16 protein-coding genes and 1 rRNA gene are annotated in these 17231 nt (G+C 69.9%); 11 read left to right on the top strand and 6 right to left on the bottom strand.

Annotated elements, in window-relative coordinates:
• Positions 1–100: 100 nt before the first annotated feature.
• The 3 genes from mshC (at position 101) to IF12_RS0108830 (ending at position 4020) form a co-directional block, all read left to right on the top strand.
• Entirely contained in the window at positions 101–1342 is a 1242-nt protein-coding gene (mshC, locus tag IF12_RS0108820; protein WP_030157034.1) for a cysteine--1-D-myo-inosityl 2-amino-2-deoxy-alpha-D-glucopyranoside ligase, read from the top strand.
• Positions 1343–1413: 71 nt separating this feature from the next.
• Positions 1414–3075: an enoyl-CoA hydratase-related protein gene (locus tag IF12_RS0108825; RefSeq protein ID WP_030157035.1), complete on the top strand. Its 1662-nt coding sequence runs from the start codon at positions 1414–1416 to the stop codon at positions 3073–3075.
• A 48-nt stretch (positions 3076–3123) separates the two neighbouring features.
• Positions 3124–4020, top strand: a complete 897-nt coding sequence (locus IF12_RS0108830) for a phenylalanine 4-monooxygenase (protein ID WP_030157036.1) — start codon at positions 3124–3126, stop codon at positions 4018–4020.
• Here IF12_RS0108830 and IF12_RS0108835 read toward each other — a convergent pair.
• Together IF12_RS0108835 and IF12_RS25540 are read right to left on the bottom strand one after the other, a co-directional pair.
• Positions 4014–4649, bottom strand: a complete 636-nt coding sequence (locus IF12_RS0108835) for a pyridoxamine 5'-phosphate oxidase family protein (protein ID WP_030157037.1) — start codon at positions 4647–4649, stop codon at positions 4014–4016. The genes IF12_RS0108830 and IF12_RS0108835 overlap by 7 nt on opposite strands.
• A gap of 26 nt (positions 4650–4675) precedes the next feature.
• Positions 4676–4822: a hypothetical protein gene (locus tag IF12_RS25540; RefSeq protein ID WP_156036817.1), complete on the bottom strand. Its 147-nt coding sequence runs from the start codon at positions 4820–4822 to the stop codon at positions 4676–4678.
• A gap of 101 nt (positions 4823–4923) precedes the next feature.
• Here IF12_RS25540 and metH point away from each other — a divergent pair, with 101 nt between their 5' ends.
• The 4 genes from metH to IF12_RS0108860 all read left to right on the top strand — a co-directional run bounded on the left by metH (position 4924) and on the right by IF12_RS0108860 (position 10455).
• Positions 4924–8463, top strand: a complete 3540-nt coding sequence (gene metH, locus IF12_RS0108845) for a methionine synthase (RefSeq protein ID WP_231492460.1) — start codon at positions 4924–4926, stop codon at positions 8461–8463.
• 90 nt (positions 8464–8553) lie between these two features.
• On the top strand, positions 8554–9111 hold the full coding sequence (locus IF12_RS0108850) for a thymidine kinase (RefSeq protein ID WP_030157039.1): 558 nt from the start codon (positions 8554–8556) through the stop codon (positions 9109–9111).
• Between the two features lie 77 nt (positions 9112–9188).
• Positions 9189–9866: an HAD family phosphatase gene (locus IF12_RS0108855; protein WP_030157040.1), complete on the top strand. Its 678-nt coding sequence runs from the start codon at positions 9189–9191 to the stop codon at positions 9864–9866.
• Positions 9867–9915: 49 nt separating this feature from the next.
• The gene (locus tag IF12_RS0108860) at positions 9916–10455 is read left to right on the top strand and encodes a DUF2087 domain-containing protein (RefSeq protein WP_035748707.1); all 540 of its coding nucleotides are present in this window, start codon (positions 9916–9918) and stop codon (positions 10453–10455) included.
• Positions 10456–10464: 9 nt separating this feature from the next.
• Here the strand turns inward: IF12_RS0108860 and IF12_RS0108865 are convergent, their stop codons facing one another.
• On the bottom strand, positions 10465–10818 hold the full coding sequence (locus tag IF12_RS0108865) for a helix-turn-helix domain-containing protein (RefSeq protein ID WP_030157042.1): 354 nt from the start codon (positions 10816–10818) through the stop codon (positions 10465–10467).
• Between the two features lie 139 nt (positions 10819–10957).
• On the opposite strand from IF12_RS0108865, the gene IF12_RS0108870 reads away from it, so the two are divergent.
• Together IF12_RS0108870 and IF12_RS0108875 are read left to right on the top strand one after the other, a co-directional pair.
• Positions 10958–11839, top strand: coding sequence for an NAD(P)-dependent oxidoreductase (locus IF12_RS0108870; protein ID WP_030157043.1), 882 nt, complete (start codon positions 10958–10960; stop codon positions 11837–11839).
• A gap of 24 nt (positions 11840–11863) precedes the next feature.
• A complete protein-coding gene (locus tag IF12_RS0108875) occupies positions 11864–12745 on the top strand; it encodes an NAD(P)-dependent oxidoreductase (RefSeq protein ID WP_081913418.1) in 882 nt (293 codons plus the stop codon).
• Between the two features lie 24 nt (positions 12746–12769).
• Here the strand turns inward: IF12_RS0108875 and IF12_RS0108880 are convergent, their stop codons facing one another.
• Complete coding sequence (locus IF12_RS0108880) at positions 12770–13621, bottom strand: helix-turn-helix transcriptional regulator (RefSeq protein ID WP_197034657.1); 852 nt, start codon at positions 13619–13621, stop codon at positions 12770–12772.
• Positions 13622–13752: 131 nt separating this feature from the next.
• Between IF12_RS0108880 and IF12_RS0108885 the strand changes: the two genes are divergently transcribed.
• Entirely contained in the window at positions 13753–14502 is a 750-nt protein-coding gene (locus tag IF12_RS0108885; protein ID WP_030157047.1) for an NAD(P)H-dependent oxidoreductase, read from the top strand.
• Between the two features lie 81 nt (positions 14503–14583).
• Here IF12_RS0108885 and IF12_RS0108890 read toward each other — a convergent pair whose 3' ends face one another.
• Together IF12_RS0108890 and IF12_RS0108895 are read right to left on the bottom strand one after the other, a co-directional pair.
• On the bottom strand, positions 14584–15876 hold the full coding sequence (locus IF12_RS0108890; RefSeq protein ID WP_030157049.1) for a KamA family radical SAM protein: 1293 nt from the start codon (positions 15874–15876) through the stop codon (positions 14584–14586).
• A 204-nt stretch (positions 15877–16080) separates the two neighbouring features.
• Complete coding sequence (locus IF12_RS0108895) at positions 16081–16506, bottom strand: OsmC family peroxiredoxin (protein ID WP_030157051.1); 426 nt, start codon at positions 16504–16506, stop codon at positions 16081–16083.
• Between the two features lie 643 nt (positions 16507–17149).
• On the opposite strand from IF12_RS0108895, the gene IF12_RS0108900 reads away from it, so the two are divergent.
• Positions 17150–17231, top strand: a 16S ribosomal RNA gene (locus IF12_RS0108900); the annotation flags it as partial.

Raw genomic sequence — 17231 nt, forward strand, 5'->3', positions numbered from 1 at the left:
AGCGACCCTCGTGTAGGAGCCTCAGGTGCGCCCCAACGCGATGCGGGCCCGCTTTCGCGGTGCTGGCCGGACGGCCGGAATTCGAAATATGATCGCGGGCATGGAATCCTGGACCGCACCTTCGGTACCCGCCCTGCCCGGCCACGGCCCGGCCCTCCGCCTGCACGACACCGCCTCTGCGGGGCTGCGCGAGACGGTCCGGCCCGGCGCCGAGCGCGCCACGATGTACGTGTGCGGCATCACCCCCTACGACGCCACGCATCTGGGCCACGCGGCCACGATGGTCACCTTCGACCTCGTCCACCGCTACTGGCTCGACCAGGGCCTGGACGTCCACTACGTCCAGAACGTCACCGACGTTGACGAGCCGCTCTTCGAAAGGGCCGAACGCGACGGCACCGACTGGCAGGTCCTGGGCCTGCGCGAGACCGCGCTCTACCGCGAGGACATGGTCGCCCTGCGGGTGCTGCCGCCGCGCCACTACGTCGGCGCCGTCGAGTCCATCCCCTCGGTCGGCAAGGCCGTCGCCGAACTGCTCGACAAGGGCGCGGCCTACCGCCATGAGTCGGGCGACGTCTACTACGCCGTCGAGGCCGACCCGAACTTCGGCTCCGCCTCGCGCTACGACCGCGAGACCATGCTCCGCTACGCCCGCGAACGCGGCGGCGACCCCGACCGCGAAGGCAAGCGCGACCCGCTCGACCCGATCCTGTGGAACGCCCCCCGCGACGGCGAGCCCGCGTGGGAGTCCCCGGTCGGCCCCGGCCGCCCCGGCTGGCACATCGAGTGCGCCTGCATCGCCCTCGACCACCTCGGGGCCGCCATCGACGTCCAAGGCGGCGGCAACGACCTCATCTACCCCCACCACGAGCTCTCGGCGGCCCACGCCGAGTCCCTCACCGGCGAGCACCCGTTCGCCCGCGCCTACGTCCACACCGGCATGATCGGCCTCGACGGCGAGAAGATGTCCAAGTCCCTCGGCAACCTCGTGTTCGTCTCCAAACTCCGCGCCGAAGGCGTCGACCCCGCCGCCGTCCGCCTCGCCCTCCTCGCCCAGCACTACCGCGCCGACCGCCAGTGGAGCGCCGCCGCGCTGGCCGAGGCCGAACTGCGCCTGGGCCGGTGGCGCGCCGCGGTCGAGCGCGAACTCGCCGTGCCCGCCGGGGCGGTCCTCACCGCCGTCCGCGAGCGCCTCGCCGATGATCTTGATACTCCCGGTGCCCTTGCGGCAGTTGATGCCTGGGCCAACGAAACCCTCGCCCACGGCGGCGAGGACCCCTCGGCGCCGACCCTCGCCCGCGACACGATCGGAGGAATCCTCGGCATAGACTGCACGCGCTGATTGTGCGAATTGCCGAGTTTCGGTACGCTCATCACCGAGCGTGGCCGACTCCCCATTCCCCTGGAGTCGAATTGAAGATCCTGCTGCTGGTGTCCGCATTCAACGGCCTCACCCAGCGAGTCTGGTGCGCCCTGCGCGAGCAGGGGCACGAGGTCGGCGTCGAGCTGGCCCCGGCCCACAGCGCCCCGCAGTCGCTGACCGAAGCGGTCGAACGGGTCGACCCCGACCTGATCCTCTGCCCGTTCCTCAAGCACCGGGTCCCCGAAGCGGTCTGGCAACGCTGGACCACCGTCATCGTCCACCCCGGACCGGTCGGCGACCGCGGGCCCTCCTCACTCGACCACGCCCTGCTCGGCCAGAGCCCCCGCTGGGGCGTCACCGCCCTCTCGGCGGTCGAGGAGATGGACGCCGGACCCGTCTGGGCCACCGCCGAATTCGAGGTCCCGGCCGGGATCACGAAGAGCGCCCTCTACAACGGCCGCGTCGCCGACGCCGCGATGGCGTGCGTCGAGGCCACCGTCCGCAAGGTCGCCGCCGGCGAGGCCCCGACCCCCGTCGAGCACCACCCGCGCACCATCGCCGGCACCGGGGAGCTGCCGCTGCTGCGCCGCGCGGCGTTCGCGCTCGACTGGCACGCCCCGGCCGCCGACCTGGCCCGCCGCATCGCCGCCGCCGACGGCGCCCCGGGCGCCCCCGCCGAACTGCACGGGCGGACCTACTGCCTCTTCGACGCCACCGCCGTCCCCGGCGCCGCGCACGAAGGCGCCGAACCCGGCGCGATCGTCGGCCGCGACGGCGACCAGATCGCCTTCGCCACCGGCGAAGGCCTCCTGTGGGTCGGTTACGCCGCCCGCCTCGACAAGCGGCGGGGCCCCAAACTCCCGGCCACGATGGTCATCGACGCCGAAGGCGTCCCCTTCATGCCCGCCCCCGAGGCCATCGCCGAGTCGGTCTACCGCCGCGAAGGCGACATCGGCTACCTCTCGATCCGCTCCTACAACGGCGCCATGCACACCGAGCAGTGCCGCCGCCTCACCGCCGCGGTCGAGAAGGCCCTCACCGAGGACACCCGCATCCTCGTCGTCACCGGCACCGAGCACGCCTTCTCCAACGGCATCCACCTCGGCGTCATCGACGCCTCGCCCGACCCCGCCGCCGAGGCCTGGGCCAACATCAACGCGATCGACGACCTCTGCACGGCCCTCGCCCGCGCCGATCAGCTCACCGTCGCCGCGTTCTCGGCCAACGCCGGCGCCGGCGGCGTCATGGCCGCCCTGTGCGCCGACGTCACCGTCGCCCGCCACGGCACCGTCCTCAACCCCTACTACGACATGGGCATCTTCGGCTCCGAGCTGCACACCTGGACCGTCGCCGACCGCGTCGGCGCCTCCGTCGCGGCCCGCCTCCTGGGCGAGAAGCTCCCGATCTCCGCCGCCGAGGCCGCGGACCTGGGCCTCATCGGCGCGGTCGGGCCCCGCGACTGGGACGAGTTCCAGCGCTGGCTGCGCGCGGTCGCCATCGGCTACAGCGACCCGGCCGTGCGCGGGCGCATGTTCGCCGCCAAGGCCCGCCGCCGCGCCGAGGCCCGCCCGCTGTCGTACTACCGGACGATCGAGCTGGCCGAGATGGCCCGCGACTTCTTCGACGACCGCCACGGCTTCGACGCGAAAAGGCGCGCCTTCCTGGGCAAATCCGCCCCCGCCGAGACGCCCGCGAAACTCCGCTTCCACTGATGTCCCGACCTCGTTGACAGGCCGCGTCCCACCTGGTGGACTGGAGGCATGTTTGAAGAAGGACAGTACTTCGCGCCGGTCAACACCGACGCGGACGGCGCGGTCGTCGTCGAACTGGGTGAGAACCACCCGGGCTTCGCCGACCCCGAGTACCGCGAGCGGCGCAACGCCATCGCGGCCCTCGCACTGGAGTGGGAGCCCGGCCGACCCATGCCGAGCGTCGCCTACACCGACACCGAGCACGAGATCTGGCGGCTGGTCAGTGCCGAACTCGCGGTCAAGCACCAGGCCCTGGCCACCGCCGAGTATCTGGAGGGCGCCGAGCGGCTGAAGCTCCCCGCCGACCACATCCCGCAGCTCGCCGAGGTCTCCGAGGCCCTCGCCCCGCTCACCGGCTTCAGCTATCTGCCCGCGGCCGGGCTCGTGCCGCTGCGCGAGTTCTACGGGGTGCTCTCGGACGGGAAGTTCCACGCGACGCAGTACATCCGCCACCACTCGGTGCCGCTGTACACGCCCGAACCCGACGTGATCCATGAGGTGATCGGCCACGCCAACGCCCTCGCGGCCCCGCGCTTCGCCGCGCTGTACCGGGCCGCGGGGGAGGCGGCCCGCCGCGTGCACTCTGAGGAGGCGCTCGAGTTCGTCTCCCGTGTCTTCTGGTTCACCCTCGAATTCGGGGTCATGAGCGAGAGCGACGGCCTCAAGGCCTACGGCGCGGGCATCCTCTCCTCATACGGGGAGATCGACGAGTTCCGCGACATGACGATCCTGCCGCTCGACCTGGTCACCATGGGCACCATCGACTACGACATCACCCACTACCAGGACAAGCTTTTCGACGCCGGCTCCATGGAGCGCCTCGAGGACGTGGTGGGGGAGTTCTGGACCAACTGCGACGACGAGTCGATCGAACGGCTCAAGGCCGACGCGGGCAAGGCTCAGTAGAGGCCTTTCTCGTAGGTCGTGCCGTAGTGCTGCTCAAGCTGCTCCACGGTCTCCGCGACCACCTGGGTCTCCTTGACCAGCTGCGCCTGCGAGGGCAGCGTGTCGGGCCTCCACGTCTCCGGGCTCCAGATGCCGGAGCGCATCGCGGCCTTGCCGCAGTGGTAGAAGATCGTGTCGATCTCGACCACGAGCGCGAGGATCGGCTTGTGGCCCTTGACGATCATGTCCTCGAAGAAGGGCGCGTCCGAGACCACTCGGGCGCGCCCGTTGATCCGCAGCGTCTCGCGGCGTCCGGGGAGGACCGACAGCAGGCCCACGTGCGGGTTCGCGAGCACGTTCATGTAGCCGTCGACGCGCCGGTTGCCCTTGCGCTCGGGAATGGCGATCGTGGTGTCGTCGAGCACGTGCACGATCCCGGGCGGGTCGCCCTTGGGGGAGGCGTCGCAGTTCCCCTCGGCGTCGGTGGTCGCCACGACCACGTACGGGGAGGCCGCCAGCCACTCACGGTCTCTGGGGTGGAGCCGGAACCGCTCCTTCTCGGCCGCACGGGACATCGGCTCGCCGACGATCTCGCGCAGCTTCGCGGGGTCGGTCACTTCGGTCCACGTGCGAGCGTCGGCGGTGTCCATCGAGGAGGTCCTTTCGCGGGGAGGGCTTACGGTTCGATGCTACGCCCGCCGCCGTCTCCCTTCGAACGCCTTTCGTCGGCGTCTTTCAACGCGTGGCGCACCGCGTAGCGGATCGTCCAGTACAGGACGTAGACGGCCACGGCGACGACGACCGGTACGAGGAGTGCTTCCATGCCGGCATCCTATTCGTCCCGGTGTGATCTTCGCCTGACACGGTGCCCAACCTGTGAAACGAGCTTCCCACTTCGCGGCACTCGGAAGTACCCTGGATCGCGTGTCTACGCAGAGCCTGTTCCTCGATGTCCTCAGCCGCCGCGTCGTGATCGCCGACGGGGGCATGGGCACGATGCTCCAGGCCTACGACCCGACCATGGAGGACTACGACGGCCACGAGGGCCTCTCCGACATCCTCTGCCTGACCCGCCCCGACATCGTCCTGGGCATCCACGACGCCTACCTCGCGGCCGGGGCCGACTGCGTCGAAACCAACAGCTTCAACGCCAACTACGGCGGCCTCGTCGAATACGGCATCGCCGAGCGCGCCCGCGAACTCGCCCGCGCCGCCGCCGCGCTCGCCCGCCAGAAGGCCGACGAGTACGCCACCCCCGAGTGGCCCCGCTTCGTCCTCGGCTCCATGGGCGGCGGCACCCGCCTGCCCACCCTCGGCCACGCGCCCTTCGCGCTCTTGAGGGACCACTACGAGGCGTGTTCGGCCGGGCTCATCGAAGGCGGCGCCGACGCGCTCCTGGTCGAGACCGCCCAGGACCTCCTCCAGGCCAAGGCCGCCGTCATCGGCGCCAAACGCGCCAACGCCGCCCTCGGCACGAACGTGCCGATCATCGCCCAGGTCACCGTCGAGACCACCGGCACCATGCTCGTCGGCGGCGAGATCGGCGCGGCCCTGACCAGCCTCGCGGCCCTCGGCATCGACGTCATCGGCCTCAACTGCGCCACCGGCCCCGCCGAGATGAGCGAGCACCTGCGCTACCTCTCGCGCCACTCCCCGGTCCCCATCTCCGTCATGCCCAACGCCGGACTCCCCACGCTCGGCCCCAACGGCGCGCTCTACCCGCTCACCCCCGAAGAACTCGCCGACGCCCACCAGGACTTCGTCGAGAACTACGGCGTCGGCCTCGTCGGCGGCTGCTGCGGCACCACCCCCGAGCACATCCGCGCCGTCCGCGAACGCCTCGGCGGCGCCCCCGAGAACATGGCCAGACCGAAGGAGCGCACCCCCGTCCTCGAACCGGGCGTCTCCTCCTCCTACCACCACGTGCCCTACCTCCAGGACGCCTCGATCCTCAACGTCGGCGAGCGCACCAACGCCAACGGCTCCAAGGCCTTCCGCGACGCCATGCTCGCCGCCGACTACGACCGCTGCGTCGAGATCGCCCGCGAGCAGGCCGGCGGCGGCTCCCACCTGCTCGACCTGTGCGTCGACTACGTCGGCCGCGACGGCGCCGAGGACATGAGGGTCCTCGCCTCCCGCTTCGCCACCGCCTCCACGCTCCCGATCATGCTCGACTCCACCGAGCCGAACGTGGTCGAAGCCGGCCTCGACGCTCTCGGCGGCAAATGCATCGTCAACTCCGTCAACTTCGAGGACGGCGACGGCCCCAACTCCCGCTACCAGCGCATGATGCCCCTCGTCGCCGAGCACGGCGCCGGCGTCGTCGCCCTCTGCATCGACGAGGAGGGCCAGGCTCGCGACCGCGACTGGAAGGTCCGCGTCGCCGCGCGCCTCATCGACGACCTCACCGGCACCTGGGGCATGAAGGTCGAGGACATCTTCGTCGACGCCCTCACCTTCCCCATCTCCACCGGCCAGGAGGAGACCCGCCGTGACGGCCTGGAGACCATCGCCGCCATCGGCGAGATCGCCCGCCTCTACCCCGGCGTCAACTTCACCCTCGGCGTCTCCAACATCTCCTTCGGCCTCAACCCCGCCGCCCGCCAGGTCCTCAACTCCGTGTTCCTCCACGAATGCGTCGAAGCGGGCCTGACCAGCGCCATCGTCCACGCCACCAAGATCCTGCCCATGGCCTCCATCCCCGAGGAGCACAAGCAGGTCGCCCTCGACATGGTCTACGACCGCCGCGGCGAGGACTACGACCCGCTCCAGAAGCTCATCGAGATCTTCGACGGCGTCAGCCTCGCCGGCACCAAGGAGGCCCGCGCCGAAGCCCTCGCCGCCCTCCCGCTCGGCGAACGCCTCGCCCAGCGCATCATCGACGGCGACAAGAACGGCCTCGACACCGACCTCGACGAGGCCCTCGGCGGCGGCAAGCGCCCCCTGGAGATCATCAACGACCACCTCCTCGAAGGCATGAAGGTCGTCGGCGACCGCTTCGGCGCCGGCCAGATGCAGCTCCCCTTCGTCCTCCAGTCCGCCGAGGCCATGAAGTTCGCCGTCGCCCACCTCGAACCCCACATGGACAAGGCCGACACCACCGACAAGGGCACCATCGTCCTCGCCACCGTCCGCGGCGACGTTCACGACATCGGCAAGAACCTCGTCGACATCATCCTGTCCAACAACGGCTACACCGTCGTCAACCTCGGCATCAAGCAGCCCATCAACGCCATCCTCGACGCCGCCGAGCAGCACGACGCCGACGTCATCGGCATGAGCGGCCTCCTGGTCAAGTCCACGGTCATCATGAAGGACAACCTCGCCGAGATGATGGCCCGCAGCCTCCACCGGCGCTGGCCGGTCCTCCTCGGCGGCGCCGCCCTCACCCGCGCCTACGTCGAGGACGACCTCCGCGAGATGTTCGAAGGCGGCCAGGTCCACTACGCCCGCGACGCCTTCGAGGGCCTCGCCCTCATGGACCGCGTCATGACCGCCCGCCGCACCGGCGTCACCCTCGTCGACCCCGAGCGCGAGGCCAAGATCGCCAAACGCCGCGAGCGCCGCGCCAAGCAGGCCACCCTCGTCGCCGAGACCCTCCCCGACCTCGATGACACCTCCGTGCGCTCCGACGTCGCCACCGACGTGGCGATCCCGGTCCCGCCCTTCCACGGCTCCCGCGTCGTCAAGGGCATCGCGCTGGCCGAGTACGCCTCGATGCTCGACGAGCGCGCCACCTTCCTCGGCCAGTGGGGCCTCAAGCCCGCCCGCGGCGACGGCCCCTCCTACGAGGAGCTGGTCGAGACCGAGGGCCGCCCCCGCCTGCGGTACTGGCTCGACCGCCTCGCCACCGACAACGTCATCGAGGCGAAGGTCGTCTACGGGTACCTGCCGGTCTACTCCGAGGGCAACACCCTCGTCGTCCTCGACGAGAACGGCCATTCCGAGCGGGCCCGCTTCACCTTCCCGCGCCAGCGCCAAGGCCGGCGCCTGTGCCTGGCGGACTTCTTCCGCGCCAAGGACGGCGAGCAGCTCGACGTGCTCGGCATGCAACTGGTCACCTTGGGCTCCAAGGTCTCCGAGTACACCAACGAGCTCTTCCAGGCCAACGCCTACCGCGACTACCTCGAAGTCCACGGGCTCACCGTGCAGCTGACCGAATCGCTCGCCGAGTACTGGCACCGCCGCATCCGGCGCGAATGGGTCCTGCCCGGCGGCGGCACCGTCGGCGACGCCGACCCCGGCGACCTCTCAGGCATCCTCGACGTCGACTTCCGCGGCTGCCGCTACTCCTTCGGCTACCCCGCCTGCCCCGAGCTGGCCGACCGCGCGACCCTCGTCGACCTCCTCGGCGCCGACCGCATCGGCGTCGAACTGTCCGAAGGGGACCAGCTCCACCCGGAGCAGTCCACCGACGCGATCGTCCTCCACCACCCAGAAGCGAGCTACTTCAACGCCAAGTAGCCGCGGCAGTGGCCCGGCACCGGTGCGGTGCCGGGCACCGCGACCCGAGCTGACTACACGCGCGCCCGCCCGAGGCGGCACGATAGGACCATGTCGCACGAACTCGTCGCCTACCTCGGCGTCATGGACGCGGGAAAGTCCACGCTCGCCCTCCAGTACCACCACTCCCTGGGCGGCGAGGGCCTCGTCTACACCTCGATGGACCGCGGCGGCGAAGGCGTCGTCTCCAGCCGCATCGGCCTCAGCCACGAGGCCCGCGAGGTCAAACCCGGGTTCGACATCTACGACGACCTCGCCGCCATAAAACCCCCGTACGTCATCGTCGACGAAGTCCAGTTCCTCGAAGCGCCCAAGCAGATCAACCATCTCGCCGACGCCGTCGACGGCCTCGAACTCGACGTCTACGCCTTCGGCCTCAAGACCGACTTCCTCGGCCGCCTCTTCCCCGCCTCCCAGCGCCTCATCGAACTCGCCGACCGCGTCGAAGAGCTCCCTGTCCCCGTCAACTGCTGGTGCGGGCGCCGCGGCACCCACAACGCCCGCGTCCGCGACGGCGTCATGGTCTTCTCCGGCGACCTCGTCGAAGTCGGCGACATGGACTCCTACACCGTCCTGTGCCGCCGCCACCACCGCGCCGGCCTCGCCTGACACCACCCGTGTGAGCCTGCTCGCCGACGACCCGGCAAACCGGCCCCCGCACCCGAGACGCCCGTACTGTTGACCGCGTGACCGATCTGCCCGAAGCCGCGTTCCCCCAAGCCGTCCTCTTCGACATGGACGGCACCCTCGTCGACAGCGAGCGCGTCTGGGACACCGGCATCGAAGAACTCGCCGCCCTCCTCGGCGGCGCCCTCGACCCCGACGTGCGCGCCCGCATGGTCGGCACCAACGAGGACGCCTCGGTCCTCATGCTCCTCGAAAGCCTCGGCCGCCCCCTCGCCGAAGCCCCCGACCGCCAAGCCTGGCTGCGCCGCCGCATGAAGGAGCTCTTCGCCCACGGCGTCGACTGGAAGCCCGGCGCGCGCGAACTCCTCCTCGAATCCCGCGCCGCGGGCGTGCCCACCGCGCTGGTCACCTCCACCCCGCGCGAACTCGCCGACGTCATCATCGACCAGATCGGCGGCCACAACTTCGACCTCACCGTCTGCGGCGACGAGGTCGACCACCGCAAACCCGACCCCGAGCCCTACCGCGCCACCGCCGCGAAACTCGGCGTCGACATCACCCGCTGCGTCGTCATCGAGGACTCCGCCTCCGGCGTCATGTCCGCCCTCGCCGCCGGCGCCGTCACCCTCGCCGTCCCCAGCGAGGTCGCCCTCCCCGACGACCTCCCCGTCCGCCCCCTCCAGACCCTCGAAGGCGTCGACCTCGCCTACCTCCGCGCCCTCCAGCCGGGCCGCTGAAGCGCAAAAACCGTTGACCGCCCCCACAGGGGTGCACCACTCTGAACCCATGCCTGTGCAATCCGCGGAACCGAGCCACACCATCGTCAAGGCCCTCGCCGACCCCGAACGCCTCCGGGTCTTCGCCGAGATCGTCCTCGCCGAACCCGGCATCGCCGTCGGCGAGCTCAACGAGCGCCACCCCCGCGCCGAACGGGCCCTCACCCGCCTCTTCGAAGCCGGCCTCGTGATCCGCGACGACGGCAAGGTCCGCGCCGCGCCGAACGCCTTCCGCGACGCCGCCGCGGCCGCCCGCGACGCCAGGCCCGACGCCCCGCCCGGCGTCGCCCCCGAAATCGCCCCGCTCTACGCCAACGGCCGCATCAGCGCCCGCCCCGTCAACCGCCGCACCAGAGTCGCCCTCCTGCGCGACCTCGCCGCCAGGCACTTCGCCTTCGACCGCGTCTACACCGAACGCGAGATCACCGACGCCCTGGCGACCGAATACGACGACCCGCTCCAACTGCGCCGCGACCTCATCGACGAACTCCTGCTCGAACGCACCGACGACGGCCGCGAATACCGCCGCCGCGAGGCCCCGCCGATCTAAGACGCGCACTCAGCGGGCGGCCACACCCGGCCGCGGCGACAACGCCGCACGGTGCTCGTCGCCCCACGCCTCCAACGGCGCCAGCGCCTCGTTCAACGACACCCCCAGCGCCGTCAACGAGTACTCCACGCGCGGGGGCACCTCCGGGAACAGCTCGCGGTGCACCACCCCGCTCGCCTCCAACTGCCGCAGGTTCTCCGCGAGCACCTTCTCGCTCACCCCGTCCAGCTTGCGCCGGATCTGCCCGAACCGGACCGGCCCCTCGGCGAGCACCCACATCAGGTGCAGCTTCCACTTGCCGCCGACCACGTCGATCGCGATCGTCATCCCGCACGTTTGATCTGCGTCACCCACCGCCCGCATCGGACCCCTCCCGGCCATATTCCGAACCTCGAAGTAAGCAACCCCACCCGAAAGTGCGGTCTTGCAGAGCCTATCCGGCCCGGCGAACATGGACCTCGTCAACACCACCGAGAATCCACCACTTCGCAAGGGGCACAACATGTCTGAGAAAACCAAGCCTTCGGTGACCGTCATCGGCCTCGGCCCCATGGGCCGAGCGACCGTCAAAGTCCTCCTCGACGCCGGACACCCCGTCACCGCCTGGAACCGCACCAGACCCAAACTCGACGCCATCGCCGAACTCGGCGCCCGACCCGCCGACACCGTCGCCGAGGCCCTCGCCGCGAGCGACACGATCCTGCTCTCCCTCATCCACTACGACGCCATGTACGGCGTCCTCGAACAAGGACCGGCCGACCTCACCGGCAAGACCATCGTCAACCTCTCCTCGGACTCCCCGGAACAGACCCGCAAAGGCGCCGCATGGGTCACCGCCCGAGGCGGCGACTTCCTCACCGGCGCCTACATGACCCAGAGCGACGACCTCCAGCACACCGCCTCCCGCCTCTACGTCAGCGGACCCGAACCGCTCTTCGACGCCCACCGCGACCTCCTCGAGACCCTCGTCCCCGCCACCCACCACCTCGGCGAGGACCACGGCCTCGCCCAGGTCTACTACCAGGCCGCACTCGCCCGGTTCCACGCGTTCCTGGCCTCCTTCGAGCAGGCGCTGGCGATCGTGGAGGCCTCCGGCGCCGACATCGACCGGTTCGTCGCCTTCGCGACCGAGTCCCCCGAGAGCGACGTCGACTTCATGCGGTACTTCGCCGAGGCCGTCAAGCAGGGCGGCTGGGGCGACGTGGCGAACCTCGAGATGATGCACGCCGGGGCCCAGCACGTCATCGACACGGCCGAGGAGGTCGGCGTCGACGCCGACCTCACCCGCGCCGTCCAGCGCTACTACCGGCGTGCCCTCGACGCGAGCGAGCAGACCGGCCGTCCCGTCCCCGTCTACCGGATCTTCCGCGGCGAGACCGCCTAGTCCGCTTCCACCGACCACCGCTCCATGAAGGAGACCGCCATGCCCAAGGGCACCGTCAGCATCCTCGGACTCGGCGCGATGGGCTCGGCCATCGCCGCCCGCCTCCGCGAGTCCGGCTACGCCACCACCGTCTGGAACCGCACCGCCGCCAAGGCCGAACCCCACCGCGCCGCGGGTTCGGCCGTCGCCGCCACCGTCCGCGAGGCCGCCGCGAGCGACCTCGTCCTGGTCGTCCTGCTCGACCACGCCAGCGTCCGCGAACGCCTCGAACCGGTCGCCGCCGACCTCGAAGGCAAGGTCGTCGTCAACCTGACCACCACCACGCCGAATGAGGCCCGCGACACCGCCGCCTGGGCCGCCGGGCAGGGCCTCACTTACCTCGACGGCGCGATCATGGCCGTCCCCGAGATGATCGGCGGCCCCGAGTCGCTCCTGCTCTACTCCGGGGACGAGAACGCCTACGCGATCGCCAGGCCCGCGCTCGAAACCCTCGGCACCGCCTCATACGAAGGCACCGACGCCGGGCTCGCCTCGCTCAAGGACATGGCGCTCCTGACGGCGATGTACCAGATGTTCGGCGGCTTCCTCCAAGCCGTCGCCATGATGCGCACCGTCGGCGTCCCGGCCGTCCAGACCGCGAAGGACGTCACCGCCTGGCTCGGCGCCGTCCTCCCGCACACCGCGGAGTTCGCCCCCGTCATCGACGGCGGCGACTACGACCCGGCCCCCGGCCAGGACGTGGACTTCACCCGGCTGGCGCTCGCCTCGCTCATCACGGCCAGCCGCGAGCAGGGCGTCAGTGCCGCCTTCCTCGAACCGGCCAAGCGGCTCCTCGACGAGCTCGCCGCGACCGGCCGAGGCGCCGCCGACTGGATCAGCGTGATCGACCGGCTCACGATCCGCTGACCGCCGCTCTGGGGCGGGCGGGGCCTACCCGTCCGCCCCCAGCAGCGCCAGCTTCTCGTACCCGTCCGTCCCCGGCGAGGCCGTCAGCGTCACCAGCATCTGCCCCGACCCGTCCGCCACCCGGAACTGGTCCTTCTCCAGTTGCAGCACGCCCACCATCGGATGGTCGAACCGCACCGTGCCGATGTTGCAGTCCTGCACCTCGGCCCGCGCCCACAGCTCCGCGAAGTACCGGTGCCGCACCGTCAGCTCCCCGATCAGCGAGGTCAGCTCGCCGTCCTCGGGGAACAGCGCCGCCATCTTCCGCAGCTGCGCCACCGAGTCCCCGGTGCACACCTGCTCCCAGTCCGGGAAGTGCGGCCGCGAGTCGTCGTCGAACAGCAGCCGCACGAAGTTCGGACCCGAATCCAGGTCCCACCCGAAGCCCCCGTACAGCAGCCGCGCGAGCCGGTTCGACGCCAGCACGTCCTGCCGGTGGTTCAAGATCAAGGCCGGGAACGCGTCGATCGCCGCCAGCATCGTCTGGAGCGAGGGCCGCACGCCCGCGCCGGCCTGCACCGGGCTCAGCCGCGAGTTCCCCGCCAGCCGGTGCAGGTGGGCGCGCGTCGTCTCGTCCAGCCTGAGCGCCCGCGCCACGGCGTCGAGCACCTGATCGGACGGCCGCTTCGCCCGGCCCTGCTCCAGGCGCGTGTAGTAGTCCACGCTCACCCCGGCCAGCAGCGCCAGCTCCTCCCGTCGCAGCCCCGGCACCCGCCGCCGCGCGTCCTCGGGGAGCCCCACCTCGGCCGGATTCACCCTGGCGCGCCGCGCCTGTAGGAACTTCCCCAGGTCCGCCACGTCGTCGAGCTTGTGCACACCGGTCGCATCAGATGACATCACTCAAACCTCCGCGGCAAGTATCGCCGCGCCGGCGGCCCGGTGCCCAGGTCTGTCAGTCCTAGGGTTGAACGACCCCAGGTCGAACAGACGTCTGGTAGCCCCCGCGAAACCCCCGCACGATGGTCCCCATGAGAACCCACATCGTCTACGCCCACCCGCACCGCGCCTCCCTCAACGCCGCACTGCGCGACGAGGCCGTCAGCGCCCTCGAAGGCCTCGGCCACACCGTCACCGTCTCCGACCTCTACGCCATGGAATGGAAGGCCGTCGCCGACTACGACGACTTCGGCCCCACCGAGAGCGGGACGTTCATCGCCGCCGCGGGGGAGGCCTGGGAGAACGACTCGCTCGCCCCCGACATCAAGGCCGAACACGAACGCCTCCTCGCCGCCGACACCGTCATCCTCCAGTTCCCCCTCTGGTGGTTCACGGTGCCCGCCATCATGAAGGGCTGGATGGACCGGGTCCTCACCAACGGCTTCGGCTACGGCACCTCCCGCGCCTGGAAGCGCTACGGCGACGGCGCCCTCGCCGGCAAGCGCGCCATGGTCGTCGTCACCGCCGGCGCCGCCGACTCCCACCTCTCCGACCGCGGCATCAACGGCGACATCAACGACCTGCTCTTCCCCGTCCAGCACGGCGTCCTCTTCTACACCGGCATGGCGGTCCTCCCGCCCGTGGTCGTCACCGGCGCCCACGTCCTCGGCGAGACCGGCTACACCGACACCGTCAAGCACCTGCGCGAACGCCTCGAAACCCTCGCCGAGACCCCGCCGATCGCCTACCGCGCCCAGACCGAGCACTACGACGAGAGCAAACGCCTCCTGCCCGGCCGCGAACCCGAGGGCACCACCGGATTCGCGCTGCACACCGCCTGAGACGCGAAGAGCCGGAGCGGCGTTGCGCCACTCCGGCTCGAAACTGTCACGGACGGAACCCGGGCCGACTCGGGTCCGTGCCTACTCGAACGGGAACTTGTCTGCGAACGCCGGCTTCAGATCATCGATCCACACCGCGTTCTCGTCGAACTTCGCGTAGAACGGGCGCCCCACGATCGCGGGGTCCCGCGCCTGGAGCATCCGCAGCGCGAACACCTTCTCCTCGCCGATCTGCACGACGCCGTCCACCGAGACCTTGCCCGGCGTGGCCGACATCGACGGACCCCGCACCGTCCGGCACAGGCCGGAAACCCGGCTGAACGCGTCCCGGAAGATCTCCCAGGCCCGCCACAGCGGGACCGAGAAGTAGTCCTGCGGACCGGTGTCGCGCTCCACGAACATGTAGTACGGGACCATCCCCAGCTTGTGCTGGGTCCGCCACATCCCCGCCCACTGGTCCGCGTCGTCGTTGATCGAGCGGATGATCGGCGCCTGGGTCCGGATCACCGCACCCGTGGACCGGATGCGGCGCACCGCCTCGCGCACGATGTCGGAGTCGAGCTCCTTGTGGTGCGAGAAGTGCGCCATGAACGCCAGGTTCCTCCCGGAGTCCACGACCCGCTCGAACAGCCGCAGCGTGTCGTCCGCGTCGGGGTCCGACACGAACCGCTGCGGCCAGTACGCCAGCGCCTTCGACCCGATTCGGATCGACTCCACATGGTCCATCTCCAGCAGCGGATCGATGTACCGCCGCAGCACCGGCTCGCCCATGATCATCGGGTCCCCGCCGGTCAGCAGCACGCTGCTCACCTCCGGGTGGTCCCGCACGTACCCGGTCAACTGCTCCACGTCGTTGTTCGCCATCTTGAGGTCGGCGATCCCCACGAACTGCGCCCACCGGAAGCAGTAGGTGCAGTACGCGTGGCAGGTCTGCCCCTGCTGCGGGAAGAAGAGCACCGTCTCGCGGTACTTGTGCTGGAGACCGGGGATGGACTCCTCTCCGGCCTTGGGGATGTTGAGCAGCAACTGCCCGGCCGGATGCGGATTGAGCTTGAACCGGATCTGATTCGCGGCGGCCGTGACCTCCTGCTTCGAGGCCTCGGCCTTGAGCAGGCCCGCGATGTGGTCGACGTCCTCGGCCGGCAGCATGTCCTCCTGCGGGAAGACCAGCCGGAACATCGGGTCCTCGAACGGACGGTCCCAGTCGATGAGCTCGTCGACCACGTAGGCGTTCGTCCGGAACGGCAGGACCGACGCCACGGCCCTCGTACGGAGCCGCTGTTCCTCCGTCAGCGGCGCTCGCTGGAGCAGCTTGTCCAGATGTCGGATGGTGTAGGCCTGGAACCGCCTACCGGTGTCTTCAGGAGCAGTCACGAGAACTCCCTCCTCATAGCGTTGTCGGAATGCAACTGGGCAGGCAGGCCTGGTTACAGACAAGTGCGCGAAACCAACGCTCACCGTGCTTCCGCGGACCTTCGATCCGCGTTCGCGCCGCGACGTTTCCGCCGTGGATGGTGCACCCGATGCTTTCGCGCACACTGTGCGTGAATATGAAATTTTCAGTCGAGTGTGACGACCCTAACCCAGGGTCGCCTCAAGGGAGATCGGGACCGACTTGAGCGCCTGGCTCACCGGGCAGCCGTCCTTGGTCGCCGCCGCGATCTGGTCGAACTCGTCCTTGTCGATGCCCGGCACCACGGCCCGGACCGACAGGGCGATCCCGGTGATCCCGGTGCCCGGCTTGAAGTCCACGCCCGCCTCGGTGACGATCTCGTCGGCCGTGTAGCCGGCCTTGCCCAGCCCGGCCGAGAGCGCCATCGAGTAGCAGGAGGCGTGAGCCGCCGCGATGAGCTCTTCGGGGCTGGTCTTGCCTTCGGGGTCGTTGGCGCGCGAGGCCCAGGTGACCGGTGCGTCCGACAGCCCGGAGGAGACGAAGCTGGTGACGCCGCCGCCGTCCTGGAGCCCGCCGGTCCAGCGAGTGCGTGCGTTGCGAGTGACTGACATGCCTTCTCCTTTGCTCGGAGTTCCTTCGCTCGCAGGCTAACAGCCGGAGCTGGCACCGGTAGACGGTCCGCGAGGGCGCCCGGGCGCGCCGCGCTGCCGCCGGATCTCCCGAAGGACTTGCCGTCGCCCCAGGTCAAGCGTATCGTCGGACCTTGGGAGACCCCCCTGGTTTCGGCCCCTTCGAGGGTGTGTATATTTGTCTCTGCCCGCGGGGGAACGGAACAGCCGAGGAAAACGAGGCAGGTCCGGAGATCACGGAGGCACGCGACAGGCTTCAAGCGCTGGCGCGGCCCGAGATCGAAGCGCGGGGATCACCTGAGACTCCATAGAGGCTCAATCGCATGTGACCAGGGTCAAAGACCCTGAGTTGGACAGCGCGATTCGAGACTAGTAATGTTGTTCGGGTTGCTCCGGCGGAGAACGAAATCCTCAATTGGATTGACTCTTTGCCGTGGCGTGTTGTTTGAGAACTCAACAGGGTGTTTGGATGGTCAGCGTGCGGGCTGGTCGGATTGGCTCGGTCTAGGTATCGGGTTGGTTTTGATTGGTACTGTTTTTGACTGTCTTTTCCTTGGGGCACTTGCTTGGTGTCCCGTAGAAAATCGGTCAGGGCATGCTTCGACACAACTGAAGTCGCTGTCTCCTGTTGGAGAGTTTGATCCTGGCTCAGGACGAACGCTGGCGGCGTGCTTCACACATGCAAGTCGAACGGAAAGGCCCGCTTG

It is taken from the genome of Glycomyces sp. NRRL B-16210 (assembly GCF_000719515.1).
Taxonomy (GTDB): Bacteria; Actinomycetota; Actinomycetes; order Mycobacteriales; family Micromonosporaceae; genus Glycomyces.

Bases quoted from the DNA above. Each gene is read 5' to 3' on its own strand.
- mshC (WP_030157034.1), top strand. From the start codon at position 101: ATGGAATCCTGGACCGCACCTTCGGTACCCGCCCTGCCCGGCCACGGC.
- IF12_RS0108830 (WP_030157036.1), top strand. From the start codon at position 3,124: ATGTTTGAAGAAGGACAGTACTTCGCGCCGGTCAACACCGACGCGGAC.
- IF12_RS0108835 (WP_030157037.1), bottom strand. From the start codon at position 4,649: ATGGACACCGCCGACGCTCGCACGTGGACCGAAGTGACCGACCCCGCG.
- IF12_RS25540 (WP_156036817.1), bottom strand. From the start codon at position 4,822: ATGGAAGCACTCCTCGTACCGGTCGTCGTCGCCGTGGCCGTCTACGTC.
- IF12_RS0108850 (WP_030157039.1), top strand. From the start codon at position 8,554: ATGTCGCACGAACTCGTCGCCTACCTCGGCGTCATGGACGCGGGAAAG.
- IF12_RS0108860 (WP_035748707.1), top strand. From the start codon at position 9,916: ATGCCTGTGCAATCCGCGGAACCGAGCCACACCATCGTCAAGGCCCTC.
- IF12_RS0108865 (WP_030157042.1), bottom strand. From the start codon at position 10,818: ATGCGGGCGGTGGGTGACGCAGATCAAACGTGCGGGATGACGATCGCG.
- IF12_RS0108870 (WP_030157043.1), top strand. From the start codon at position 10,958: ATGTCTGAGAAAACCAAGCCTTCGGTGACCGTCATCGGCCTCGGCCCC.
- IF12_RS0108875 (WP_081913418.1), top strand. From the start codon at position 11,864: ATGAAGGAGACCGCCATGCCCAAGGGCACCGTCAGCATCCTCGGACTC.
- IF12_RS0108880 (WP_197034657.1), bottom strand. From the start codon at position 13,621: ATGTCATCTGATGCGACCGGTGTGCACAAGCTCGACGACGTGGCGGAC.
- IF12_RS0108885 (WP_030157047.1), top strand. From the start codon at position 13,753: ATGAGAACCCACATCGTCTACGCCCACCCGCACCGCGCCTCCCTCAAC.
- IF12_RS0108895 (WP_030157051.1), bottom strand. From the start codon at position 16,506: ATGTCAGTCACTCGCAACGCACGCACTCGCTGGACCGGCGGGCTCCAG.